Source organism: Polynucleobacter sp. UB-Siik-W21 (genome assembly GCF_018687415.1).
Classification (GTDB): Bacteria; Pseudomonadota; Gammaproteobacteria; order Burkholderiales; family Burkholderiaceae; genus Polynucleobacter.
In genome coordinates this window covers 127678-152261 of the sequence record NZ_CP061289.1, presented here as the reverse complement: position 1 = coordinate 152261, position 24584 = coordinate 127678, and the positions used below count along the sequence as shown (strand labels likewise).

The 24584-nt window shown below is 46.2% G+C and carries 24 protein-coding genes; 11 read left to right on the top strand and 13 right to left on the bottom strand.

Annotated features, from left to right (window positions below):
* Positions 1-7: 7 nt before the first annotated feature.
* The 9 genes from mraY to bioB form a co-directional block, all read right to left on the bottom strand.
* Positions 8-1177: a phospho-N-acetylmuramoyl-pentapeptide-transferase gene (mraY, locus tag C2756_RS00855; protein ID WP_215319530.1), complete on the bottom strand. Its 1170-nt coding sequence runs from the start codon at positions 1175-1177 to the stop codon at positions 8-10.
* On the bottom strand, positions 1168-2610 hold the full coding sequence (gene murF / locus C2756_RS00850; protein WP_371817093.1) for a UDP-N-acetylmuramoyl-tripeptide--D-alanyl-D-alanine ligase: 1443 nt from the start codon (positions 2608-2610) through the stop codon (positions 1168-1170). The genes mraY and murF overlap by 10 nt, the downstream gene beginning before the upstream one ends.
* The gene (locus tag C2756_RS00845) at positions 2607-4139 is read right to left on the bottom strand and encodes a UDP-N-acetylmuramoyl-L-alanyl-D-glutamate--2,6-diaminopimelate ligase (RefSeq protein WP_251372079.1); all 1533 of its coding nucleotides are present in this window, start codon (positions 4137-4139) and stop codon (positions 2607-2609) included. The genes murF and C2756_RS00845 overlap by 4 nt, the downstream gene beginning before the upstream one ends.
* Before the next feature lie 14 nt (positions 4140-4153).
* Positions 4154-5926, bottom strand: coding sequence for a penicillin-binding protein 2 (locus tag C2756_RS00840; protein WP_215319528.1), 1773 nt, complete (start codon positions 5924-5926; stop codon positions 4154-4156).
* Positions 5923-6189, bottom strand: a complete 267-nt coding sequence (ftsL, locus tag C2756_RS00835) for a cell division protein FtsL (protein WP_215296187.1) — start codon at positions 6187-6189, stop codon at positions 5923-5925. The genes C2756_RS00840 and ftsL overlap by 4 nt, the downstream gene beginning before the upstream one ends.
* Entirely contained in the window at positions 6186-7136 is a 951-nt protein-coding gene (gene rsmH / locus C2756_RS00830; RefSeq protein WP_215319527.1) for a 16S rRNA (cytosine(1402)-N(4))-methyltransferase RsmH, read from the bottom strand. The genes ftsL and rsmH overlap by 4 nt, the downstream gene beginning before the upstream one ends.
* 12 nt (positions 7137-7148) lie before the next feature.
* Complete coding sequence (gene mraZ, locus C2756_RS00825) at positions 7149-7577, bottom strand: division/cell wall cluster transcriptional repressor MraZ (protein ID WP_215320707.1); 429 nt, start codon at positions 7575-7577, stop codon at positions 7149-7151.
* 297 nt (positions 7578-7874) lie between these two features.
* Positions 7875-8507, bottom strand: a complete 633-nt coding sequence (gene coq7, locus C2756_RS00820) for a 2-polyprenyl-3-methyl-6-methoxy-1,4-benzoquinone monooxygenase (RefSeq protein WP_215319526.1) — start codon at positions 8505-8507, stop codon at positions 7875-7877.
* Positions 8508-8517: 10 nt separating this feature from the next.
* Positions 8518-9555: a biotin synthase BioB gene (gene bioB, locus C2756_RS00815; RefSeq protein WP_215319525.1), complete on the bottom strand. Its 1038-nt coding sequence runs from the start codon at positions 9553-9555 to the stop codon at positions 8518-8520.
* An 88-nt stretch (positions 9556-9643) separates the two neighbouring features.
* Here bioB and bioA point away from each other — a divergent pair, with 88 nt between their 5' ends.
* From bioA to C2756_RS00795, 4 genes are all read left to right on the top strand, one after another.
* Positions 9644-10993, top strand: coding sequence for an adenosylmethionine--8-amino-7-oxononanoate transaminase (gene bioA / locus C2756_RS00810; protein ID WP_215319524.1), 1350 nt, complete (start codon positions 9644-9646; stop codon positions 10991-10993).
* Positions 10986-12218, top strand: coding sequence for an 8-amino-7-oxononanoate synthase (locus C2756_RS00805; protein WP_215319523.1), 1233 nt, complete (start codon positions 10986-10988; stop codon positions 12216-12218). Before bioA ends, C2756_RS00805 begins: the two co-directional genes overlap by 8 nt.
* Positions 12218-12937, top strand: a complete 720-nt coding sequence (bioD, locus tag C2756_RS00800; RefSeq protein WP_215319522.1) for a dethiobiotin synthase — start codon at positions 12218-12220, stop codon at positions 12935-12937. Before C2756_RS00805 ends, bioD begins: the two co-directional genes overlap by 1 nt.
* Positions 12938-13017: 80 nt before the next feature.
* Positions 13018-14214 (top strand): M20 aminoacylase family protein, encoded by a 1197-nt coding sequence (locus tag C2756_RS00795; protein ID WP_215319521.1) that lies wholly within the window; start codon positions 13018-13020, stop codon positions 14212-14214.
* Positions 14215-14226: 12 nt separating this feature from the next.
* On the opposite strand, the gene C2756_RS00790 is transcribed toward C2756_RS00795, so the two are convergent.
* The 3 genes from C2756_RS00790 to apaG all read right to left on the bottom strand — a co-directional run bounded on the left by C2756_RS00790 (position 14227) and on the right by apaG (position 16665).
* Positions 14227-15003, bottom strand: a complete 777-nt coding sequence (locus C2756_RS00790) for an enoyl-CoA hydratase (protein ID WP_215296176.1) — start codon at positions 15001-15003, stop codon at positions 14227-14229.
* 25 nt (positions 15004-15028) lie between these two features.
* Positions 15029-16153: a murein transglycosylase A gene (locus C2756_RS00785; protein ID WP_215319520.1), complete on the bottom strand. Its 1125-nt coding sequence runs from the start codon at positions 16151-16153 to the stop codon at positions 15029-15031.
* A 137-nt stretch (positions 16154-16290) separates the two neighbouring features.
* A complete protein-coding gene (gene apaG, locus C2756_RS00780; protein ID WP_215296174.1) occupies positions 16291-16665 on the bottom strand; it encodes a Co2+/Mg2+ efflux protein ApaG in 375 nt (124 codons plus the stop codon).
* A 49-nt stretch (positions 16666-16714) separates the two neighbouring features.
* Between apaG and rpe the strand changes: the two genes are divergently transcribed.
* The 5 genes from rpe to trpC are packed head-to-tail and all read left to right on the top strand — an operon-like array spanning position 16715 to position 21358.
* Positions 16715-17440, top strand: a complete 726-nt coding sequence (gene rpe / locus C2756_RS00775; protein ID WP_215319519.1) for a ribulose-phosphate 3-epimerase — start codon at positions 16715-16717, stop codon at positions 17438-17440.
* Positions 17440-18945, top strand: coding sequence for an anthranilate synthase component I (gene trpE, locus C2756_RS00770; protein WP_215319518.1), 1506 nt, complete (start codon positions 17440-17442; stop codon positions 18943-18945). The genes rpe and trpE overlap by 1 nt, the downstream gene beginning before the upstream one ends.
* Positions 18929-19495 (top strand): aminodeoxychorismate/anthranilate synthase component II, encoded by a 567-nt coding sequence (locus C2756_RS00765; RefSeq protein ID WP_215319517.1) that lies wholly within the window; start codon positions 18929-18931, stop codon positions 19493-19495. The genes trpE and C2756_RS00765 overlap by 17 nt, the downstream gene beginning before the upstream one ends.
* Before the next feature lie 23 nt (positions 19496-19518).
* The gene (trpD, locus tag C2756_RS00760; RefSeq protein WP_215319516.1) at positions 19519-20544 is read left to right on the top strand and encodes an anthranilate phosphoribosyltransferase; all 1026 of its coding nucleotides are present in this window, start codon (positions 19519-19521) and stop codon (positions 20542-20544) included.
* Positions 20545-20554: 10 nt separating this feature from the next.
* Complete coding sequence (gene trpC / locus C2756_RS00755) at positions 20555-21358, top strand: indole-3-glycerol phosphate synthase TrpC (RefSeq protein WP_215319515.1); 804 nt, start codon at positions 20555-20557, stop codon at positions 21356-21358.
* Positions 21359-21439: 81 nt separating this feature from the next.
* Here trpC and ychF read toward each other — a convergent pair whose 3' ends face one another.
* Entirely contained in the window at positions 21440-22534 is a 1095-nt protein-coding gene (ychF, locus tag C2756_RS00750; protein WP_215319514.1) for a redox-regulated ATPase YchF, read from the bottom strand.
* Positions 22535-22574: 40 nt separating this feature from the next.
* Here ychF and C2756_RS00745 point away from each other — a divergent pair, with 40 nt between their 5' ends.
* Both C2756_RS00745 and C2756_RS00740 read left to right on the top strand, forming a co-directional pair.
* Complete coding sequence (locus C2756_RS00745) at positions 22575-23849, top strand: FAD-dependent monooxygenase (RefSeq protein ID WP_215319513.1); 1275 nt, start codon at positions 22575-22577, stop codon at positions 23847-23849.
* On the top strand, positions 23842-24570 hold the full coding sequence (locus C2756_RS00740) for a DsbC family protein (protein ID WP_251372078.1): 729 nt from the start codon (positions 23842-23844) through the stop codon (positions 24568-24570). The genes C2756_RS00745 and C2756_RS00740 overlap by 8 nt, the downstream gene beginning before the upstream one ends.
* The last annotated feature ends 14 nt before the right edge of the window (positions 24571-24584 follow it).

Here is a 24584-nt window from a genome sequence, read left to right as displayed (position 1 = left end):
CTGTGGTTCACCGTAATTTCAAACTTGATAAACCAATTAATACCAAGAGGATCGTGATAATCCAAAAACGAACCACCACTTGTGTTTCTTTCCAACCGCCTAATTCAAAATGGTGATGTAAAGGCGCCATCCGGAAGATACGACGACCCTCACCAAAATGTTTTTTAGTCAGCTTGAACCAAAAGACTTGCAGCATCACTGAAAGCGTTTCAGCCACAAAAATGCCGCCCATCACAAAGAGAACAATTTCTTGACGCACAATCACTGCAATTGTTCCAAGCGCGCCACCGAGAGCTAAGGCACCCACATCACCCATAAATACTTGCGCTGGATGTGCGTTGTACCAAAGGAAAGCTAGACCTGCTCCACCCATGGCGCCACAAAAGATCAATAACTCACCAGCACCTGGGATATACGGAAACAATAAATATTTAGCGTAGATAGCATTACCCATCACATAGGCAAAAGCACCCAATGCAGCGCCTACCAAGATCACTGGCATGATTACTAAGCCATCAAGGCCATCAGTCAAATTGACGGCATTACTACTGCCGACAATGACGAGATAACTTAAGATGATGAAGCCCATCATGCCCAAGGGATAGCTCACTTCTTTCATAAAAGGTATTAGCAAATTCGTTTTGGCTGGGAGATCTAAAGCAAAGCCACTTTTGAGCCACTCATAAAACAATTGCAATACCTTGAGGTTATTCACTTCAGACACTGAGAACGCTAGGTAAATCGCTGCAAACAAACCAATCAAGGTTTGCCAGAAAAACTTTTCTCTTGATGCCATGCCCTTAGGATCTTTGCGTGCGACCTTGCGATAGTCATCCACCCAGCCCACAGCCCCAAAACCAAAAGTCACGATCATCACAATCCATATAAAGCGATTACTGAGATCAGCCCAGAGCATGCAAGAGACAAAAATACCAATGAGAATTAATACGCCACCCATCGTTGGCGTTCCCGATTTCACTAAATGGGTTTCTGGACCATCCGTACGGACGGCCTGCCCCATCTTCAATGCAGTTAACTTTCGAATCACCCAGGGACCCGCAGCCAAGCCAATTAACAATGCAGTAACGGTCGCCATTACCGCTCTAAAGGTGATGTAATTAATTACTCGGAAGAAGCCGAAATCCTCTTGTAACCATTGCGCCAAAATTATGAACATGTCTTAGCCTCCTCTAACAAGGCTTGCACTACACGTTCCATGCGCATAAAACGGGAACCCTTAACCAAAATATTGAGATGCTGATTACTACCTGCGTTCTGTGCATGCAATGCATCTCTTAATTGAGCAATCAAACTATCTATATTGGAAAAATGTATGGCTTTTGATGCTGGATTGGTTTTTACGACGCCATCAAAACCTTGAATCGCAAACTGGCATTGCTCACCAAGAGCAAATAACTGAGTAACTCCCTGCTCAGCCGCATAAGCACCTACTTCAAGATGAAACTCAGGGCCCTGATGACCAACCTCTCCCATATCACCCAGAATCAACCAAGCAATATTTCCAGACTGCTTCAACGCATCAATGGCAGCCCGCACTGAATCTGGATTAGCGTTGTAGCTATCATCAATCAATGTGTAATTTGGATGAATCTTTTTAGGCTGCATGCGTCCATTCACGGGCGCAAAAGCTTCCAGGCCTTGCTTGATTTTTTCAAGGCCAAGTCCAGCAGCCAAAGCTACAGCACTTGCAGCCAAAGCATTACGTACATTGTGGCTACCAAGAGTATTCAGCTGAATTTCAACTGATCCCATATCGGTAATCACTTCTACGAGACCATTGTTTAATAAACGACCTCTTACTGAAGCATTCGTGCCTGCTTGAGCAGACAACAAAGCGAAATCAATCACCTTTCTTGCGCCCGCAGCTACACGCCATACCGAAGTGAACTCGGAGTCTGCAGGAAACACAGCAATACCATCTTTAGGTAAAGCGCGGATCACATCGGCATGCTCCTCAGCAACCGCAGCAACCGTTGTCATAAATTCTTGATGCTCGCGTTGGGCATTATTAATGAGGGCAATATTCGCTTGAGCAATCGCCGCTAGTTGTGCCGTTTCGCCGGGATGATTCATACCCAACTCCACTACTGCAAGGCGATCTGTCGAACGCAGCTTCAACAAGGTCAAGGGCAAGCCAATCTCATTATTGAGATTACCTTTCGTGACTAAAGTATGAGTCTCGCCGGCTGCCACTTTAAATATAGAGGCAATCATCTCTTTAACCGTAGTCTTACCATTGCTACCGGTAACCAAAGCCAATGGAATCTCATGATTTGCGCGCCAAGCTTTCGCTAAATCACCCAAACTAATGCGTGTATCCGCAACACAAACTGCCGGTAAATTTCCTGGGCACTTCTCTGCGCTACTCACTAGTGCAGCTCCAGCACCAGACTTTGCAACATCGACTAAAAAATCATGGGCATCAAACCGCTCGCCTGACAAAGCAATAAATAGCTCACCAGCATCAATTTGACGGCTATCTGTGCCAACCCTCGATAGCGCAATAACTCTTGCAGCCTCGTCAGAAACATTCAGCAATCTACTTCCTGGCAACATAGTGTGTACTTGGGCTAATGTCGTCATCATCAGACTAGACCTCCGGCAGCCAGACGAATATGCTCTTGATCAGAAAAATCAAAACGCTTGCCTTTAATCTCTTGCGAAGTCTCATGACCTTTGCCGGCAACCAGCACCACATCCTTTATATCTGCGTGTCGAATAGCGGCCATGATTGCTACTGCACGATCTGCAATCACCTGCACATTTGCACTAGACGAGTGAATTCCTTGACGAATCATCTCCATGATCGCCTCAGGATCTTCAGAGCGCGGATTATCACTGGTAATGATGATTTGATCGGCAATGTTAGCAACAACGGTACCCATTTGAGAACGTTTGCCACTATCGCGATCACCACCGCAACCAAATACACACCATAACTTGCCACCGCGTTGCTGAGCAATCGGGAGCAATGCCTGCAAAGTCTTCTGCAAAGCATCCGGCGTATGTGCGTAATCCACAACTGCCAAAGGACCTTCAGACTTTTGACTCTTACCTAATGAGATGAGCTCCATGCGGCCGATGACTGGCTGCAATTGACCGACACATTTACTTGCTTCATCCCGAGTGAGGCCTTGCGTCAATAGCGTTGTCCACACTGCCAGCGCATTGCTTAAATTAAACTCGCCAAGCAGAGGAATATGGAGAGAATTTTTACCCACACCTTCGTATGTGAAAACAGAATCATATCCAAAGCCATTTAAGACACTATCTACTGCATAAATACGTTGTAGACGATCGCCAAATTTTTCAAAGCCTTTGAAAGCTGATGAATTTAAAGCGTAAGCCCAAACTCTCGGTTCATCCCTAGCCAACAGATTCATCGCCAGCTCACGACCAAAAGGATCATCTAAATTTACGACGGCATGCTCTAAACCAGGCTGACTAAATAACTTTGCTTTTGCTTCAGCATAGTTAGCCATACTTCCGTGGTAGTCGAGATGATCTTGGCTTAAGTTGGTAAATACTGCGCAATGAAATGTAGTTCCTGCGACGCGCTCCTGTTGCAATGCATGAGATGACACTTCCATTGCCACTTGTTTAGCACCAGCATCTAATAACTGCTTTAACTGAGTCTGTAGCTTTGGCGCGTCTGGGGTTGTGTATCCAGTCTTCTCCAGCAAACCTGGAAAACCTGTTCCCAAGGTGCCCAATACTGCTGTACGGTGATTCGGTTGATCCAATGCGTTAGCTAACCACTGAGTAATACTGGTCTTACCGTTAGTACCCGTAACACCGATCACTTGTAATTGCTTGCTTGGCTCGCCATACCATTGGGCGCAAAACTTACCTACTTTCTCTGCAAGATTTTCAATCGCAATACATTGGGGATGATCTAAATAATCAGCATCAGCGCCAACAGAATCAAATACGACTGCTGCTGCGCCTTTTTGTAAAGCAGTATCAATAAATTGGCACCCATCACGCAAGGCGTTTCCGTGGCCAACAGGGTATGCAAAAAAGATATCGCCAGATTCAATCTGACGACTATCCGCGCTCACCTTTGCTGAAGAATTTGCTAGGGTGTGCAAGTGGTCAATCAAATGATTGGGTTTCATATTCAATGCCACCGTCATCTTTTCAGAACCACATGCTGTGTCTGTACATTAGCAGTACGAACCTCTGTAGAGCTCTTATCATCTAATGCCATTAAATTTGGTCTCGTATCAGGCGCAACATTTAAAGCCCTCAATGTTTCACCAACAATCGTAGAAAAAACCGGGGCTGCCACATCTCCACCGTAGTGGCTACCACCAGTAGGCTCATCAATCATGACCGCCACAACAATCCTCGGTGCGCTAATAGGGGCAAGTCCAGCAAAGTAAGCACGATAAGAATTTCCGTACCCCTTGCCAACAAGCTTATGCGCTGTGCCTGTTTTGCCGCCAACCCGATAACCTTCAGTCTGCGCCTTGACAGCTGTGCCGCCAGTCTCAGTTACCGTTTCCATCATTTCCCGCATTTCAATGGCAGTTTTTGCTGAAAGCACTTGCGTACCATTTTTCACGCCCGGACTACGCTCGATGGTTAGTGGAATCAACTCACCATCGCGCGCAAATATCGTATAAGCACGCGCAACTTGAAAGAGCGAAGCAGAAATGCCGTATCCAAAGGCGATACGTGCCTGGTCAGTGGGCACCCATTTTTTAAAGGGATGCACTGTGCCAGCAACAGCGCCTGGGAAACCAATTTTTGGCGCTTGCCCTAAACCTACTGATGTATAAAAATCCCACATCTCTTCTGCGGAGAGATTATTCAATGCGATCTTTGCAGTGCCAATATTGCTCGACTTCTGAATTACTTGGGAAACAGTTAAGTTAGCAAAAGGGTGTGAATCTGTAATTGGCTTAGGTCCAACCAGATACTTTGCACCAATCACCATATTGGTATTTGGTTTAACTACCCCCTTTTCTAAAGCAATAGAAATCGTCAAAGGTTTCATTGTTGAGCCAGGCTCAAAAGTATCTGTCAGCACCCGATTACGCAGTTGCTCGCCACTTAAATTACGACGATCATTTGGGTTGTAGCTTGGGTAATTTGCCAAAGCCAGGATTTCACCGGTCTGCGTATCTAGAACAACGGCACCACCCGCTTTTGCATGATGTTGCTCTACTGCACTCTTTACCGCGTTATAAGCAAGATATTGAATTTTGCTATCGATCGATAATTGCAAATCTTTACCATTCTGTGGCAACTGCTCAATAGCGATGTCCTCTACTACACGTCCTAGGCGATCTATTACTACACGTCTTTGACCGGGATGAGCCGCAAGCTCTCTTTCTCTAGAGAGCTCCATTCCTTCTTGACCCTTATCCTCAACGTTAGTAAATCCCACAACGTGAGCCATCGCCTCGCCTTCAGGATAAAAGCGTCGATATTCATTATTCAGACCAATGCCTGGAATTTCTAGTTGCTTAATCTGTAGCGCAATTTCTGGATCGACTTGACGCTTTAAGAAGACTTGCTTGCGATCGTCTTTTAGCTTTTTACGCAATTCAGCTTCGCTAATTTGCAATAAGCCAGCCAGTTTTTTTACCTTATCCGCAGCTAAGTCATCTGGCACAGTATCGTTGTATGCAATCACCGATTTTGCTTCAAGGCTAGTTGCAATCACCTGCCCATTGCGATCCAAGATTTTTCCGCGACTAGCTGGCAACTCTAACTCACGCTGTGTACCTCTCACGCCCTTTGCCTCATAAAAGGCATTACCTGGACCTTGAATCCAGAACGCGCGAAGCAACAACAACATGAAGACAAAAAACAAAAGAAATAGCATCAAGCGCGACCGCCACATAGGCAGACGCAATACTAAGTTTGGCGTCGTTGAAAATCCAACCGTTCTCATGGGGCCTCCTTGATGTACAAAGTACGTTCAGGAGAAATCGGTGCCATATGCAATTGATTACGCGCTACGCTTCGTATACGCGCGGATTTTGAAAGATTGCGCTGCTCGTATTCCAAACGCAACCACTCTTGATTCAACTTACGCTCTTCAATTTGAGCACGTTCTTGGGCGATAAATAATTGACGAGCCCGTTGCTGCGCGGCGACCAAAGATAATGCGCAAAGCAATAACAAAGCTAATAAGGTCAAGGTTGCGCGATTCATGTGACTACCCCCAATCGCTTTTCTGCTACTCGCATAATGGCTGAGCGAGCGCGCGAATTTTCTGCGACCTCTTCATCACTGGGCTTTATGCGTCCAATAATCTCAATCACACTTTGGGGTAAATCTTTTTCACGCACCGGTAACCCACGAGGTATTTCTACTTTTGCATGGGCCTGTAAAAATTGTTTAACAATGCGATCTTCTAATGAGTGAAAACTAATCACTGCAAGCCTTGCGCCTGGCTTCAATAATTTCAGAGCCGCCTTTAGGCCTAACTCCAAATCTTCCAGCTCACGATTGATAAAGATACGTAAGGCCTGAAAAGTTCTAGTGGCAGGATCTTGTCCAGCCTCGCGGGTACGCACAACACCTGCAACGAGACTTGCTAATTGCGTAGTCGTTTGCGGCGACAGGCCCTCTTCTCGCTTAGCCACAATCGCCTTTGCGATTTGAAATGCAAAACGCTCTTCCCCGTAAGTCTTAATCACGTGCGTGATTTCCTCCTGCGGTGCTTGCTCTAACCACTCTGCAGCCGTCAAGCCTTGATTGGTGTTCATCCGCATATCGAGCGGACCTTCGCGCCGAAAAGAAAATCCCCGGTGCGCTTCGTCCACTTGCGGCGAACTGATCCCCAGATCTAACAAAATTCCATCGACCGATTCTGGTGCTGCGTACTGATCCATCTGCGCAAAACTGTCGTGCACGATCCTTAAGCGTGGATCGTTGATTTGTTGTGCTACAGCAATCGCATCCAAATCCTTGTCGAACGAGATCATGCGAGCTGAGGCTGGTAATTGATTGAGCAGTGCCTGCGTATGACCGCCGCGCCCAAACGTTCCATCGATGACTAGCATATTTTGTGTTGAACTTTGATTCTGAATGAGCGGACCATTGACTAGCGCCGTCACCGCCTCGGCCAGTAACACTGGGCGATGAGTTATGTTCATAGCACCCTGTCATCAAAAATTAAATTGCTTGAGCGCTTCAGGCATACCTTGCGCAATCGCAGCCTGTTCTTTTGCGGCGTATGTAGCTGCGTCCCACAATTCCAAGTGACTGCCCATACCGAGCAAGATCACTTCTTTTTCGATTCCTGCAGCAGCACGCAATTCTGGACTGACCAAAACACGACCTGCGCTATCAAGATCAATCTCAGCAGCATTGCCAAGAAAAATTCTGCGCCACCAATGCGCATCCATGGGCAGTTGCGCTACCCTAGCCCTGAAGCTCTCCCACTCTGGTCTTGGAAACAAAAGAAGGCAGCCATCGGGGTGTTTTGTGAGCGTGACACGGCCGTCACCCTGCACCATTAGGGCATCACGATGCTTTGCCGGAATCGACATCCGACCTTTTGCATCCAAATTGAGAGCTGACGCACCTTGAAACACCATTTACCCCACTTTTTCACACTTCCTCCCACTTTAGAGGATTGCAATAGGGGGGTCAAGTGTTTTTGGCTATTTTTTGGGAATTTCTCTAGTGTTTACAAACACTTAGCGTCGTATGTTCATAAAATGGTGATAATAAAATAGCTACTTGAAACAATGGCTTGGAAAATATACTTAAGAATACATCTTAGCTATAGAGCTAGATAATGGATAAATATACTGTTTTTATAAACAGTATCTGTAAAAAATAAATCAAAAAAAATATTTTCAAGCACTTCAGTGCCGCTATCAGGCAACTTAAATTTTGTAAGCGGTTGTAGTCATCACTTTAGATACGGCCTGCATTATTTTCTGAACTGGCTCAGGCAAGCTTACTCCCCCAGCATGCAAGGCAGCTTGTCCATGCTCAATTTCATCGATCCGCATTTGATCAACAATCGCGCGTGAGCGGTGATCTTCTGGTGGTAATTTTTCAAGATGACTCTGAAGATGATTTTCAACTTGCTTTTCTGTTTCAACCACAAAACCTAGACTCCATTGATCGCCCGCTAAGCCAGCTGCCAAGCCGATTGCAAAGGATCCTGCGTACCATAATGGATTGAGATAACTGGTATGCGAGCCAAGCTCTTGCAGGCGAGTCTCGCACCATGCCAAGTGGTCCATTTCTTCTTGAGCGGAATGATTGAACATCTCTTGAATTTGCGGATTTCTGGCAACTAATTTTTGTGATTGATATAGCGCCTGCGCGCACACCTCGCCAACGTGATTGACGCGCATGAGACCGGCAGCATGTTTACGTTCCGCTGCATCCAAAGAATGGCTTGGAGTCACTGCTGACCCTGGTGTTGGTCGCCCAGCATTTGCCCCACCAAAGACAGATCGCAAGGCGGTATCAAATTCAATAATCAGCTTATCAATGGGCGAGGTCATGGCCATAAACTTAAACTAAAACCTCGGCTTTACAGCTTTGCTTGGTCTTGAGGCCCAGCTCAGCCAAAAGCGCGCGGTCTTGCTCAGCCTCAGGATTAGCGGTAGTGAGTAGTTGCTCACCATAGAAAATGGAATTGGCGCCGGCCAAGAAACACATAGCCTGAACAGCCCTGCTAAGCTCTTGTCGACCAGCAGATAAACGCACGCGTGCCTGAGGCATCGTGATGCGGGCAACTGCAATTGTTCTGACAAATTCAAGGGGATCTAAAGGCTTTTGATCCGCTAATGGTGTACCTGCAACTGGCACCAAATGATTGATTGGCACCGACTCGGGATAGGGGCTCAAGTTAGCTAAACGGGTCAAAAATGCGGCACGCTGTTCACGGGATTCGCCCATCCCCACAATGCCGCCACAACAAACAGACATGCCTGCTGAACGAACATGAGAAATCGTATCTAAGCGATCTTGATAGTCGCGGGTAGAAATCACGGAGCGATAAAAATCTTCACTCGTATCAAGATTGTGGTTATAAAAATCTAAGCCCGCATCTGACAGGGCCTGGGCTTGCTCAGCCTCCAACATGCCTAAGGTGGCGCAAGTCTCAAGACCCAAAGCCTTAACCCCCTTAATCATGGCGGTCACTTTTTCAATGTCACGATCTTTGGGTTCGCGCCAAGCAGCGCCCATACAGAAACGGTTCGAACCAGCCGCCTTAGCCGCCTTAGCCGCCTCTAAAACCTCCTCTAGACCCATAAGCTTTTCAGCCTTCACATCAGTGTCATAGCGAGCAGCTTGGGGGCAATATGCACAATCCTCTGGGCAGCCACCAGTCTTAATCGACAGCAAAGTGGCTAACTCCACATCACCCTCAGGGAAATAAGCTTTATGGGTCTCTTGGGCCTTAAGCATCAACTCATTGAAAGACAAGGCAAATAGGGCCTCAACCTGAGCAACCGACCACTTACCAGATACATCAAGCTCTTTTCGCAAATCAGCTTTCGATTTGACTTGGGTCAGGGGTTTTTCTACGGTTTGAGCGTACTGCATCGGTAAATTCCAAAAAATAGGTCAATCCAAGGCATAAACATAACAGATACAAGCCTGAATTAGGAAAACTAGTGGTCAAATATCAAACATGAAGGTTATTTCTGATTTAAATCAAACCAGCTTAGTAGATCGCAGCCTAGCTGCTGTTTGGCATCCCTGCACCCAGATGAAACACCATGAATCTTTTCCGCTGGTGGCGATCACTAAAGGCAAGGGAGCATGGCTTTATGACGAACATGGAAATGCGCTACTCGATTGCATCAGCTCATGGTGGACCAATCTCTTTGGACACTCGAACCCTCACATCAATCAAGCCATCACTAGACAACTAGAAAAGATTGAGCATGTCATGCTTGCCGGCTTCACGCATCCTCCAGTAATAGAGTTATCTGAAAAACTAGCAGTACTGACCAAAGGGAATTTAGGTCACGTCTTCTACGCATCTGATGGCGCTTCCGCAGTGGAGATTGCATTAAAGATGAGTCACCACTTTTGGCAACTCAATGGCAAACCACAAAAGAAAAAGTTTGTTTGTCTTGAAAATGGCTATCACGGAGAAACGCTTGGTGCACTTGCGGTTACCGATGTTGCGATTTTCCGAGAGGCTTACGGATCGCTTTTGCAGGATGTCTACACAGTAAGCTCACCTGATGTGCGTAAAGCAAAAAATGGTGAAAGCGCAGAGGATGTTGCAAGACAGGCAGCGAATGAGCTCGAGCAATTATTTGCAAAAGAGCATGAACAGATTGCCGCAATCATTATTGAACCGCTCGTGCAATGTGCTGGCCAAATGGCGATGTATTCCCCCGAATATCTACGGCTAATTAAAGATTTATGTGAACGCTATCAAGTCCACCTAATTGCGGACGAGATCGCGGTAGGATGCGGTCGCAGCGGAAAGTTCTTTGCCTGCGAACATGCTGGAATTTGGCCGGACTTTTTAACGCTCTCCAAAGGAATTAGCGGAGGGTATTTACCCCTGTCGCTTTGTATGACTACCGATAAAATTTATCGCGCCTTTTACAACGATCAAACCAAGCATGGATTCTTACATTCGCATTCTTACACTGGTAACCCACTGGCTTGCGCAGCAGCGCTAGCCAGTCTCGAGCTCTTTGAAACAGAACAAGTTCTTGAAAAAAATATCATTCGCTCACAAGATTTAGCCAATGCATTTGCTTGGGCTAAATCAGATACCCGCATTGAGCATTGGCGCCAACAAGGGATGATCTTGGCGTTTGATGTCAAAGCATCTAAACTCATAAATGCCAATGCTTTTCCTCGCGAGATGTTTGCAAAGAGTTTGAATGAAGGTATTTTGATAAGACCAATTGGTAATACCGTTTATGTAATGCCTCCCTATATTTTGTCTGCACAAGAAACTGAGCAAATGGGTCAGTCAGTACAACGTGCACTCAATCAGGCTGTAAATGTCTAAATCTTTTAATGCGCTCAAATTAGCAGAAGAGCAAATTGCAGATTTAGATCTGCAATTACTTAAGCGCAAGCTGCGTATTACTTCATCCCCTTGTGATTCCAAAGTATTGATAGAAGAACGAGAACTGAAAGCCTTTTGTAGTAATGACTATCTTGGTCTTGCAAACCACCCTGAGATTGCCAATGCATGGTCTGAGGGCGCTCAAAAATACGGCGTAGGAAGTGGTGCCTCCCACCTCATCAGTGGCCATAGCATTGCCCATGAGCTACTAGAAAAAAGACTGGCTGCATTTCAGAGCCACCACATTCCTAAGCCGCGTACATTATTTTTTAGTACCGGCTATCTTGCAAACCTCACGGCTATTACTGGCTTGGTAAGGCTTGCTTCTCCGGGTAATGCCAGTATTTATTCAGCAAAACTCAATCATGCTTCTTTGATTGATGGTGTTCGCTTAGCGAGCGCACAAACCAACGCTGTAGTGACGCTGTTTGATCACACACAACTAGACTCTTTAATTGAAGCAATCAAAAAGGATGCCAGGCCTTTTAAATTGATTGTGACTGATGGCGTGTTCAGCATGGATGGTGATCTCTCGCCTATCAAAGAACTGCTAGCTATTGCTGAGCAATACGATGCCCTCTTGATGGTAGATGATGCTCATGGATTTGGAGTGCTAGGCAAACAGGGTCATGGTATTTTGGAGCAAAAGAATATTTGCTCGGATCGCATCATCTATATCGGCACACTAGGCAAGGCTGCTGGCGTCAGTGGTGCTTTTATCTGCGCACAAGACTCTTTTATCGAATGGCTGATTCAAAAGGGTCGTCCATATATCTACAGCACAGCTACGCCCCATGCGATTGCCCATGCACTTCTCAAAAGCCTAGAGATCATTGAAACAGATGAAGGCAAACAACGCCGCGCTCACTTAGATAAACTGATTGATATCTGGCAAAAAGAAATGCATTTCTCAGCATGGAAAAAGATTTCTTCAAGCACACCCATTCAGCCACTGATTCTTGGTAGCAATGCCAATGCTTTATTAGCGGCTCAGTTATTGGATGATGCAGGCTATTGGATTCCGGCAATTAGGCCGCCCACCGTTCCCGTAGGCAGTGCACGCTTGCGTATTACGTTTTCTGCAAACCATAGCGAAGATGATCTGCGCGCTCTGATCAACACACTACAGTCAATCGAACAACAAGTGATTGAAAAGAATCTCTGATGAATCAACATCCTGGGCTCTTTATTACCGGCACGGATACTGAAGTTGGCAAAACGCTAGTCAGCGGCGCCATAATTCTCAAATTGCGTAAGCAAGGTAAACATGTTCTTGGCTTTAAGCCTGTGGTTGCTGGTACCTATCAAAGCAATGAAGGTCAATGGCTCAATGAAGATGTAGAGACTTTACGTATCGCTTCGAATTTAGCCCCAGGTCAACTAACTCTATGTCCTTATGTTTTAGATACTCCAGCAGCACCCCACTTAGTTGCCAAATCTAAAAATATTCAGCTTGAGCTTGACACAATGATGAAAGCTTACAGTGAGATTCAGAAGCAAAGCGACTTTGTAGTGGTGGAGGGGGCTGGTGGTTTTTTAACCCCACTAAATGATCATGAAGATTTGGGAAACTTCGCAGAGCGAATCAATTTACCGGTTATTCTGGTTGTAGGCATGCAATTAGGCTGCATGAATCATGCTTTACTCACCATAGAAGCAATCAAGGTGCGCCACTTAAAAATTGCTGGCTGGGTTGCGAATACCCTTTCTCAAAAAATGCATTTACTCACTGAAAACATCGAATCGCTGCAATCTAAGATAGATGCTCCTTTTTTAGGGCTGATCCCTCAATTGCCCGCTGCAATTCAAAAGCCTGATAACAGCCCCTACTCTGTAGAAGCGCTCGAATTTGCTGCACAGCACATTCAACTACCCAATGCATAAATACATTCATAGCTATCTGTAATCGCCCCATTAAGCCCAGCTAGGGTGCGCCTAGAGCCACTTTCAGATAAGATAAAGGCATGCATTTACTTCCTGAAATCGTAGCATCCACAGAAGCAATCCAAGATATTCGTCGCAATATTCATGCTCATCCTGAATTGCGTTTCGAAGAAAACCGCACAGCTGATCTTGTTGCAGAAGCTTTATCAAGCTGGGGCATTACTGTCTTTCGTGGCATGGGCAAAACCGGGGTGGTTGGACGACTGGATGGAGATTTAGGCGCAGGCAAGATGATTGGTTTGCGTGCAGACATGGATGCACTCCCACTCCAGGAACACAACAACTTCGCGCACACCTCTCGTAATCCTGGAAAGATGCATGCCTGCGGTCATGATGGTCACACTGCCATGCTCTTGGGCGCAGCACAATATTTATCGAATCATCGCGACTTTAAAGGTGCGGTGATTTTTATTTTTCAGCCGGCCGAAGAGGGTGGTGCTGGTGCTCGCGAAATGATTAAAGATGGCTTGTTTGAGCAGTTTCCGTGTGATGCTGTATTTGGATTGCACAATTGGCCCGGTTTGGCTGAAGGTCATTTTGGCGTGACTGCTGGCCCAATGATGGCATCGAGTAATGCTTTTGAAATTACTATTACTGGCAAAGGTGGTCATGCCGCCTTGCCGCACAACAGCGCCGATCCCGTGCTTACGGGTGCACAAGTAGTGCTGGCCCTACAGAGCATCATTACCCGTAATAAACGACCTGTAGACGCAGCCGTGCTTTCAGTCACACAATTTCATGCAGGCGAGACCAGCAATGTCATTCCAGATAGTGCGTTCATTGGTGGTACTGTCCGCACCTTTACGCTTGAGGTCTTAGATTTAATTGAGCAACGCTTGCGAGATATCACCCATCAGGTCGCAGCTGCATTTGATTGTCAGGCGGAAACTCAGTTCTCAAGAAACTATCCGCCATTAATCAATCATGAAAAGGAAGTCGTATTTGCCAGCGAGGTGATGAGCGAGTTAGTTGGTAAGCAAAATGTAAATACCTCGATTGACCCAACCATGGGTGCAGAGGATTTTGCTTTTATGTTGCTAGATAAGCCTGGTTGCTACGTTTTTTTAGGCAATGGCGATGGTGATCATCGCTCAGTAGGACATGGCATGGGACCGTGCCATCTTCATAATCCTTCATATGACTTCAATGACGCTTTGATACCAGTAGGTGTGAGCTATTGGGTCAAACTAGCTCAACGCTTCCTAGAAAAAAATTAAGCAATTGAATCGTTAAGAATTCGTAAATTTGGCAGGGCGTTTTTCAATAAATGCTGCCATGCCTTCTTTTTGATCATTTGTTCCAAAGCAGGTATGGAACAAACGGCGTTCAAAATGAATGCCTTGTGACAGTGTAGTTTCGTAAGCGGTATTCACCGCCTCTTTCACCATCATTGTGGTCAATAAGGGCATATCAGCAATGTCTTTAGCAATTGCTTTCACCTCTTTTAATAAATCCGCTTTGGGAAAGACGCGGGATACCAAGCCTGAACGTTCAGCTTCTGCTGCATCCATCATGCGACCTGTCAACGCAAGATCCATCGCCTTCGCTTTAGATATCGCACGTGGCAAACGTTGTGTACCACCAGCGCCTGGGATGATGCCTAATTTAATTTCTGGCTGAGCAAACTTAGCGTTATCGGCCGCCATGATGGTGTCGCACATCATGGCCAGTTCACAACCACCACCTAGTGCATAGCCTGATACCGCAGCAATTACAGGCTTGCGTACTTTTTGCATATGCTCCCAGTTACGCGAAATAAAATTGTGACGATAGACATCTTGCAAGTTACGCTTTGCCATTGATGCAATATCAGCGCCAGCAGCAAAAGCTTTTTCACTGCCTGTAACGATGATGCAAGCAATATTGTCATCCGCGTCAAAACTCAATAATGCAGCGCCAAGCTCATCCATTAGTTGATCGTTGAGTGCATTGAGTACCTCAGGACGATTCAAAGTAATGGTGGCAACCTTGCCATCTACCTCAGTCAAAATAGTTTTGTAGCTCATAGTTTTCTTTCTAATGTGACATTCATTAACGCGGCAACAATAACCACATCTTGCCATTTTGTTTCATGCGCCCCGCCATTTCTCCGGCAGCCTCACCCGATCCCCAATAGTAATCAGCTCTGACGCCGCCCACAATTGCCTTGCCAGTATCCTGCGCCATTACCAGCTTTTGCAGGGGCTGGCTACTTAAGGGTTTGGTGGTGGCCAAGAATACAGGCGCGCCTAAAGGCATTGCCTGAAGATCGATCGCAACACTCCGCTCACTCGTTAAAGGTACTCCTAGCGCACCATTGGGGCCCAAATCAGCCTCTACATTGCCTGGCAGCTCTTTGAAAAAGACAAACCGAGGATTAGCGTTGAGCATTTCATTCACACGCTCTGGATTACGCTTGGCCCATTGCGAAATTCCCTGCATCGTTGCCTCGCTGCGTGTAATTTCTTTGCGATCAAGCAACCATTGTGCAAAAGATTTAAAGGGTTGGTCATTAGTACCCGCGTAACCTAAACGCAGAACGCGACCATCCTCAAGGCGAATTTTTCCAGAGCCTTGTATTTGCATAAACGCAGCCGCAACAAGATCTTGCACCCATGCAATTTCAGATCCCTTCAGCATTCCTGAGCTCATTAACTCTGCTCGCGATGGTCCTGGCTTAGATTTTTTCCAAGCATTGGGGTAGGCATAGAGCGGCACGCTGTACATACCGGTTCTCGTTTGCGAACCATTCATGACTGGCTCGTAATAACCTGTGATCAAGCCTGTCTCGCTTCCAAAGCTATTGCGAATTTCATAAGCCTGAAAATAATTTTCAAAATAGCGACGAATCGCTTGGCCATCGCTGCTCGAGACACCGTTAGTTTGATTACAGACTTGGCGCCAGTTGATTTCGCCACTGCGTCTGCGCAAGGCCTCGCAGCTCTTGAGCCAAGCTGGCCATGCAAGCGCCATATCATCTTCCTGCCAACCCGGTAAGGCTTGCCAAGAGACGGCGCTAAAACTAGCAATGGATGAGCTATAGGTGGATGGTGCAACACCCGACCCACTGGATCGATATCCGGTACTTCGAGTAGGAGGCGTTGAACAAGCAACCAGCAAGCTGGCAAGAACAATAGCGAATACACTTGTCTGGAACAATTTAACTTTAGAAATCATGATTGCCAATTTACTCGATGAATACCCAATGCTACTGTTTGTCCTTGAGGGTGCTATTGCCTTAGGACTTTTATTATTCATCGTCCTTTGGACTGGCAAAGGCAAAAAGTAAGCCTCCAGAAAATAAGGTCCCTTGCTTAGTGGAGGGTGCGGGGCATTACCAGTGCAAATTCTGGGATGGGCGCCTGAAAAAACTGCGCATCCTCGGTTACGCAAAAATACTCGCCCCGCATCGTTCCGGCGGGCGTTGGCAGGGTAGCCCAACTGGTGTACTCAAAATGCTCACCGGAGCGCAATAAAGGTTGCTGACCAACAACCCCCAGACCGCGCACCTCTTGGACGTCGTTGTCCCCGTCTGTAATGAACCAATGGCGGGCAATCAACTGAATACTGGCTGATCCCGTATTGCGGATGATGACCGTATAGGCAAAGGCAAATTGGCGATTATCTGGGTCAGATTGGTCTGGAAGGTACTGGGTCTTAACAGTAATGCTTATTTCATGGGGATTCATGCTCGAATTCTGCTCCATCCCAAGGCCAACTGCAAGCTAGAATCTAGGGATGGAAAGCCAAAAAACACCATCTGATCGTCAATTTCTGATTGCCCCCTCCATTTTATCGGCCGACTTTGCCTGCCTTGGTAAGGAAGTACAAGATGTTTTAGGGGCCGGAGCTGACTGGATTCACTTTGATGTGATGGATAACCACTACGTACCCAATCTGACTATTGGCCCCTTAGTATGTGAGGCCATTCGACCCTATGCAAATAAAAATGGCAAGTCTGCGCTTATCGATGTTCACTTAATGATTGAACCGGTTGATCGCATCGTTCCTGATTTTGCAAAAGCTGGCGCCAATTTGATTAGCTTTCATCCAGAGGCAAGCCCTCATGTGAATCGCACATTGAATTTAATTCGTGATCAAGGCTGTCAAGCAGGGCTAGTTTTCAATCCCGCAACACCACTTGATCATATGGATCACACCTTAGACCTGCTAGATCTCGTACTACTCATGTCAGTCAATCCTGGCTTTGGTGGTCAATCATTTATTCCAGGCACTCTTCAAAAGATTGCTCAAGTGCGTTCCCGTTTAGATCGCTACGAAGCGGAGACAGGTCGTCACATTCGTCTTGAAGTAGATGGTGGGATTAAGGTCGATAACATTGCACAAGTTGCACAAGCAGGTGCAGATACTTTTGTTGCAGGCTCAGCCATTTTTGGTCAAGAGAATTACGCCCAAGTCATTGACGCAATGCGTGCAGAGTTAGGAAAGTCAGGAAAAGCCTAATGCTGCGCGAGGAATTCAATGCCCTAGCAAAGCAGGGTTTCAATCGCATTCCTCTGGTGAAAGAGGTTTTGGCGGATTTAGAAACGCCGCTATCGCTCTACGTCAAGTTGAGCCAAGCTTTTGGCAAAAAAAATACCTACCTTTTGGAATCAGTTTTAGGTGGCGAGCGTTTTGGTCGCTTCTCCTTTATTGGCCTGCCTGCCAGGACTGTTATTCGTACAGTAGGCACCCCATCTAAGCCCGTTAACGAAGTGCTTACCGATGGCAAAGTAGTTGAGACTAATACAGATAATCCACTAGATTTTGTAGATGCTTATTTCAAAAGATTTAAGGTTTCAGTAGAGGCGGGGCTACCGCGCTTTTGCGGAGGTCTAGCTGGCTACTTTGGATATGACACAGTTCGTTATATCGAATCACGTCTTGCCAAACATTCGCTACCAGATGAGCTGGGTGTTCCTGATATTCAACTCATGCTCACTGAAGAGTTGGCTGTCATTGATAACGTCGCGGGAAAAATTTATCTCATCGTCTATGCTGATCCAAGCTTGACTGATGGCTTTGAAAAAGCACAGGCTCGCTTGAGAGAATTACTGGCCTGTCTGAGCAAGCAAGTCAACATGCCTCCTTCTTTGGCAAGCAGTAAAACTGATCTGATTCGTAAATTCAAAGCGGTAGATTTCGAAGATGCCGTTCGCAGAACCAAGGAATATATTTTGGCTGGCGATTGCATGCAGGTTGTCATTGGTCAGCGCATTAGCAAACCCTTTACCGATTCACCGCTTGCCCTCTACAGAGCATTGCGCTCATTGAACCCATCGCCCTATATGTATTTCTATGATTTTGGCGATATGCAGATCGTCGGCTCTTCCCCAGAAATCTTAGTACGCCAAGAAAAACGTGCAGCAGAAAAAATTGTGACGATTCGGCCGCTAGCTGGAACACGTCCCCGTGGCGCCAACCCAGAAGAAGATGAGCGCCTAGCCAAAGAGCTATTGGCAGATCCAAAAGAAATTGCTGAGCACGTCATGCTGATTGATCTTGCTCGCAATGACGTCGGTCGTATTGCTAAAACAGGCTCGGTCAAGGTGACTGACTCTATGTCTATTGAAAAGTACTCTCACGTGCAACATATTGTGAGCTCGGTTGAGGGTGATCTTTTAGACAATATGAGCAATATGGATGTTTTGCGTGCCACTTTCCCTGCAGGCACCTTATCAGGCGCCCCAAAAATTCGGGCAATGGAAATCATTGATGAAATGGAAATTGTGAAGCGGGGTGTTTATGGTGGCGCAGTAGGCTACCTCTCTTTCTCCGGTGATATGGATGTAGCAATTGCGATTCGCACTGGAGTCATTCGTGATGGGATGCTGCACTCGCAAGCTGGCGCTGGTGTCGTAGCTGACTCAGACCCCACAGCTGAATGGAAAGAAACTGAAGCTAAGGCACGCGCAGTATTGACAGCAGCCGATTTAGTACAAGGAGGACTCGATGCTCCTAATGATTGATAACTATGATTCATTTACCTACAACCTCGTGCAGTACTTTGCTGAGCTAGGTGAAGAGGTCAAAGTATTTCGAAATGATGAAATTACCGTTGAAGCGATTGCAAAACTCAATCCTGCACGCATTTGCATTTCTCCAGGACCATGCAGCCCAGCAGAAGCTGGTATCTCTGTAGAGACTATCAAACAATATGCTGGAAAGATTCCTATCTTGGGTGTGTGCTTAGGTCATCAAGCGATTGGTGAAGCTTTTGGGGGCAAGGTAATTCGCGCTCAGAAAGTAATGCACGGCAAGACGGATAGCATTCATCACACTGGCGTTGGTGTATTTAAAAACCTACCAAACCCATTCAAGGTCACTCGCTATCACTCTTTGGCAATTGAAAAAAGCTCTTTGCCAGCATGCTTGGAAGTTACTGCCACCTCCTCTGATGGAGAGATCATGGGTGTGCGTCACAAAAAATTGGCAGTTGAAGGCGTCCAGTTTCATCCAGAATCAATTCTTTCTGAGCATGGTCATGCCCTGCTCAAGAATTTTCTAGAAAACAAGTAACTCAGCAAACATATAAAAGCGTCATGCCAATTACTCCACAAGAAGCCCTCCAACGTTGCATCGAACATCGCGAACTCTTCCATGATGAAATGACGGCAATGATGCGCCTCATCATGAGTGGCGAAATGTCGCCTGAGCTTGTAGCTGGTCTCTTAGTTGCTCTACGTACTAAAAAAGAAACCGTTGGTGAAATCGCAGCCGCCGCACAAGTGATGCGTGAGTTTGCTACTGCGGTTCATGTGGATGACCGCTCTCATTTAGTTGATGTTGTGGGTACTGGTGGCGATGGAGCCCATACATTCAATATTTCTACTGCAGCGATGTTTGTTGCAGCGGCAGCAGGTGCAAAAATTGCTAAACATGGCAATCGCAGCGTAAGCAGTAAGTCTGGTAGCGCCGACGTATTAGAGGCGCTTGGCGTCAATCTGGCGCTTTCCGCAGAGCAAGTGGCAGCGTGTATCTCTCAAGTTGGCGCTGGTTTCATGTTTGCACCGAATCATCACCCTGCCATGAAAAATGTTGTACCGATTCGTAAGCAATTGGGTGTGCGCACTATTTTTAATATCCTGGGACCATTAACTAATCCAGCAGATGCTAAACGTATTTTGATGGGTGTATTCCATGCAGATCTCGTTGGCATTCAGGCGCGCGTATTAGAGGCACTCGGCATGGAACATGCTTTAGTAGTGTATGGTCGTGATGGCCTTGATGAAATTTCACTTGAAGGCCCTACTCTTGTAGGCGAGCTTAAAGACGGGCTTGTGCGTGAATATGAAATTCATCCAAAAGACTTTGGATTAAATACCGCTCTCACTAGTAGTTTCAAGGTTGCTAATGCTGAAGAATCCAAGAACATTGTGCTTGATGTCATCCACAATAAGCCTGGTGCAGCAAGTGATATTGTCTGCCTTAATGCAGGCGCCACACTGTATGTAGCTGGCGTTGCCCCTGATATTGCCAGCGGTATTGCAAAAGCTAAAGCTGCCATTACATCAGGCGCTGCCCGGCAAAAATTAGATGCCTTCATTGCAGCAACTCAATCTAAATAAATCACGGTTCATGAGCGATATTCTCGAAAAAATTGTTGCAACTAAAAAGATAGAGATTGCACAAAACTTAAAACAACTCTCGCTCGCAAATCAACGCGATCAAGCGCAGGCAAACAATCAAGATCCAGCGTTAAAGCCTAGAGGCTTTATACGTTCCATTGAGCAGAAAATCGCAATAGGTAAAGCTGGTGTGATCACCGAAATCAAGAAAGCGAGCCCAAGCAAGGGTATTTTGCGTGAGAACTTTATTCCAGCCGACATTGCTCAGTCCTATGAAAAAAATGGTGCAGCCTGCTTATCCGTCTTAACGGATGTCGATTACTTTCAAGGCTGTAATGACTATCTTCAGCAAGCGCGTGATGCTTGTAGTATTCCAGTATTGCGGAAAGATTTCACGATTGATCCCTACCAAATTTATGAAGCGCGGGCGATTGGTGCGGATGCTATTTTGCTGATTGTGGCCTGTCTTGAGTTAAACCAAATGAAAGAGCTTGAAGCTTGCGCTCATGAATTGGGTCTTGATGTCTTAGTAGAGGTGCATAACGCTGCTGAACTTGATCAAGCGCTGGAACTCAAAACACCATTGCTGGGAATCAATAATCGCAACCTTAAAACATTTGAAGTAACGCTTCAAACTACTCTCTCGCTCCTATCCTCTATTCCAAGCAATAAAGTATTAGTCACTGAATCGGGAATATTGAGTCGCGCAGATGTTCAACTCATGCGTGCCAATCATATAAATGCATTCTTGGTTGGCGAAGCATTTATGCGCTCACCCGATCCTGGCGCCGCCCTCAGCGAACTATTTTCCTAGGCTGCTTTTGAATTTCATTGTTAAAAAGCCCTTCAAGAAGGGCTTTTTTATTTAGAGCTCAAACGAGTAATGCGTCAAGATTTATACATTGAACAAGAAGTTCAAGACATCGCCATCTTTTACAACATACTCTTTCCCTTCAGCGCGCATCTTGCCGGCTTCTTTAGCGCCTGACTCACCCTTAAATTGTATAAAGTCATCATAAGCGATGGTTTGCGCCCGAATAAACCCGCGCTCAAAATCGGTATGGATCACACCAGCGGCTTGTGGAGCAGTATCGCCTTGGTGAATAGTCCAAGCGCGTACTTCTTTAACACCTGCCGTGAAATAAGTATGTAGACCCAACAATGAATAACCCGCACGGATGACGCGATCTAAGCCTGGCTCTTCCATCCCTAAATCAGCCAAGAACTCCGTTTTATCTGCATCATCTAAATCGGCAATTTCAGCCTCAATCGCTGCACATACAGCCACAACCGGGGCTTTTTCTTTAGAAGCATGTTGCTTGACAGCCTCAAGATGTGGATTATTTTCAAAGCCATCTTCTTTTACGTTGGCTACATACATCGCAGGCTTGGCGGTAATCAAGCACAGGGGCTTAATTAAAAGTTTTTCGTCATCAGATAAATTCATACTGCGTACCGGTAAAGCAGAGTCTAGATGCGCTTGAACTTTTGTTAGGACCGACACCAAAGCAGCAGCCTCTTTGTCGTTACCTGACTTTGCAGCTTTAGTAGAACGATTGAGTGTCTTTTCCACTGTCGCCAAATCAGAGAGTGCTAGCTCGGTGTCAATGACACCAATATCAGCAATCGGATCAATCTTGCCTGCGACGTGGATCACGTTAGGATCTTCAAAACAGCGCACCACATGGGTAATAGCGTCAGTTTCCCGAATATTAGCCAAAAATTGATTGCCAAGACCTTCGCCTTTTGAGGCACCCGCCACTAATCCTGCAATATCAACAAACTCCACTGCGGCAGGCAGAATGCGCTCAGGCTTCACGATCTCAGCCAAAGCAGCCAGACGGGGGTCAGGAACCTCAACTACGCCTACATTAGGCTCAATCGTGCAGAAAGGATAGTTTTCCGCTGCGATCCCAGCCTTGGTAAGCGCATTAAAGAGGGTAGATTTGCCGACATTAGGCAGGCCGACGATGCCACATTTTAAAGACATGGCTTTATTGTAAAGGGGCTGGTTTCGATATCATCGAGTTATGTCAGAAGCTCACTCAAATCATTTATCTAAGATGCCTTCCCATTCCCCACAAATTCGCTCTGTTGATGTTGTTGTGGTCGGTGGAGGCATTACTGGCAAGGCTTGTGCCCTTGGCATGGCTCAACTTGGGCTTCAGACCCTAGAAATTGCCCCTGATTTAGGGCAAACCGTCCCTAACCCTCAAGGAGGTCAATGGGGTCAACGAATTTATGCCTTTTCACCGAGCACCCAAAAGCTCCTGGCCCATTTACAGATTTGGGATGCGCTAGACCATAGTCGCCTTCAAGTGGTCCGCGATATGCGGATATACGGTGATCGCGGCGAAAAAAATGATCAGCTTCATCTTTCTGCATTTGAAGCTGGTACACCACAACTCGCATGGATCGGTGAATCGAATTTGATCGAGCACACACTAGATCAAGCATCGCGTTTTCAAAATAAATTAGAGCGGATTTCAGATACTGTAGAAAAAATTGAAGTTGATGCAGAGGGAAGTTCACTACATTTAAAAAATGGCGGCATTATTCGCGCATCGCTCGTGATCGCTGCTGATGGCGCGAACTCACCGATTCGATCTGAGATTGGTATCAGTGCTAGCGAAGAAAGTTATTCACAAAGTGCTGTTGTAGCCAATTGGACTTGTACTTATCCCCACCTAGAAACTGCTTTTCAGTGGTTCCTACCAGGTGGTGATATTGTCGCCATGCTCCCCTTGCCCAATAAACAAGTATCTATGGTGTGGTCTACTTCACCTGAGCTCGCTGCAGAACTCTTGCAACTGAGTCCCCCTGAGTGGCTTGAGCGATTCTCATCCATTGCAAATGGTGCGATTACCAAACAATTGGGCGAGCTCACCCTTAACTCCGCTCCTGCCGCGTATCCACTAAGAAAGATTCGGGCTACGCGCTTTATTGGCCCAGAGACAAATCCAAAAGTGGTATTGATTGGCGATGCGGCTCATGTTATGCACCCGCTAGCAGGCCAAGGCCTCAATTTGGGATTGAGAGATGTAGCCGTTCTACTCAATATCTTTAGCAAACGGGAATCTTTTCGCTCACTAAGCGATCTGAACTTATTACGTCGCTATGAACGTCAGCGACAAGGCGACACTAGCGCACTTTTATGGGTTACCGATAAGTTGAAAAAATTGTTCTCTGGTAGCAGCAGCACTGAAAAGCAGTTACGTAATTGGGGGCTAGGCTTGGTGAATAAAAGTCACTTCATTAAACAGCGCCTCATTGAGCGCGCATTAGGAGAAATTGATTTTGAATAAATTTTTATCTGTAGCTTTATCCATGCTTGCATTCATGTGCACCAGCATGATTTTTTCTGGATCAGTTCAAGCCCAAGTTGATCAGCAAATCAAAGCAGATATCCAGAAAAAACTAGGTGCAAATGCTAAGGTACGCAGCGTTACGCCTGCCCCAGTACCCGGGCTATATGAGGTGCTAGTGGGCAATGATATTTTCTACACTGACAGCTCAGGAAAATACCTGATCCAAGGTGAAATCATTGAGCTCGCTACTGGTAAAAACATTACGGAGCAAAGACAGACTGACTTAAACCGAATTAAATGGACTGATCTGAATCAAGCCAATGCCTTCAAGGTAGTACGGGGCAATGGCACTCGCCAATTAGCTATTTTTTCAGATCCAAATTGTGGCTATTGCAAGCGCCTCGAGAAATCGTTGCAGCAATTAGATAATGTCACTATTTATACTTATCTCATTCCGATTCTCTCGGCAGACTCCGCACAAAAATCCAAGCAGATATGGTGCTCAGCCGATCCTAATAAAGCTTATATTGATTGGATGGTCAATGGTATTGCACCTAGCGGGAAAACGGACTGCAGTAATCCACTAGATAAAAATCTGACCTTTGCCAAAACCTATGGCATCACCGGCACCCCTACGCTCTTCTTTACCGATGGCAGCCGCTTCCCTGGCGCAGTTCAGATTGCCGATATTGAAAAGAAATTTGCGTCTCTGAAATAACGAATTAAAGAATA

What these genes read in the sequence shown, in the direction of transcription:
- mraY (WP_215319530.1), bottom strand. Translation starts at nt 1,177, where the DNA reads ATGTTCATAATTTTGGCGCAATGGTTACAAGAGGATTTCGGCTTCTTC.
- C2756_RS00845 (WP_251372079.1), bottom strand. Translation starts at nt 4,139, where the DNA reads ATGAAACCCAATCATTTGATTGACCACTTGCACACCCTAGCAAATTCT.
- C2756_RS00840 (WP_215319528.1), bottom strand. Translation starts at nt 5,926, where the DNA reads ATGAGAACGGTTGGATTTTCAACGACGCCAAACTTAGTATTGCGTCTG.
- ftsL (WP_215296187.1), bottom strand. Translation starts at nt 6,189, where the DNA reads ATGAATCGCGCAACCTTGACCTTATTAGCTTTGTTATTGCTTTGCGCA.
- rsmH (WP_215319527.1), bottom strand. Translation starts at nt 7,136, where the DNA reads ATGAACATAACTCATCGCCCAGTGTTACTGGCCGAGGCGGTGACGGCG.
- coq7 (WP_215319526.1), bottom strand. Translation starts at nt 8,507, where the DNA reads ATGACCTCGCCCATTGATAAGCTGATTATTGAATTTGATACCGCCTTG.
- bioB (WP_215319525.1), bottom strand. Translation starts at nt 9,555, where the DNA reads ATGCAGTACGCTCAAACCGTAGAAAAACCCCTGACCCAAGTCAAATCG.
- bioA (WP_215319524.1), top strand. Translation starts at nt 9,644, where the DNA reads ATGAAGGTTATTTCTGATTTAAATCAAACCAGCTTAGTAGATCGCAGC.
- C2756_RS00805 (WP_215319523.1), top strand. Translation starts at nt 10,986, where the DNA reads ATGTCTAAATCTTTTAATGCGCTCAAATTAGCAGAAGAGCAAATTGCA.
- bioD (WP_215319522.1), top strand. Translation starts at nt 12,218, where the DNA reads ATGAATCAACATCCTGGGCTCTTTATTACCGGCACGGATACTGAAGTT.
- C2756_RS00795 (WP_215319521.1), top strand. Translation starts at nt 13,018, where the DNA reads ATGCATTTACTTCCTGAAATCGTAGCATCCACAGAAGCAATCCAAGAT.
- C2756_RS00790 (WP_215296176.1), bottom strand. Translation starts at nt 15,003, where the DNA reads ATGAGCTACAAAACTATTTTGACTGAGGTAGATGGCAAGGTTGCCACC.
- C2756_RS00785 (WP_215319520.1), bottom strand. Translation starts at nt 16,153, where the DNA reads ATGATTTCTAAAGTTAAATTGTTCCAGACAAGTGTATTCGCTATTGTT.
- apaG (WP_215296174.1), bottom strand. Translation starts at nt 16,665, where the DNA reads ATGAATCCCCATGAAATAAGCATTACTGTTAAGACCCAGTACCTTCCA.
- rpe (WP_215319519.1), top strand. Translation starts at nt 16,715, where the DNA reads ATGGAAAGCCAAAAAACACCATCTGATCGTCAATTTCTGATTGCCCCC.
- trpE (WP_215319518.1), top strand. Translation starts at nt 17,440, where the DNA reads ATGCTGCGCGAGGAATTCAATGCCCTAGCAAAGCAGGGTTTCAATCGC.
- C2756_RS00765 (WP_215319517.1), top strand. Translation starts at nt 18,929, where the DNA reads ATGCTCCTAATGATTGATAACTATGATTCATTTACCTACAACCTCGTG.
- trpD (WP_215319516.1), top strand. Translation starts at nt 19,519, where the DNA reads ATGCCAATTACTCCACAAGAAGCCCTCCAACGTTGCATCGAACATCGC.
- trpC (WP_215319515.1), top strand. Translation starts at nt 20,555, where the DNA reads ATGAGCGATATTCTCGAAAAAATTGTTGCAACTAAAAAGATAGAGATT.
- ychF (WP_215319514.1), bottom strand. Translation starts at nt 22,534, where the DNA reads ATGTCTTTAAAATGTGGCATCGTCGGCCTGCCTAATGTCGGCAAATCT.
- C2756_RS00745 (WP_215319513.1), top strand. Translation starts at nt 22,575, where the DNA reads ATGTCAGAAGCTCACTCAAATCATTTATCTAAGATGCCTTCCCATTCC.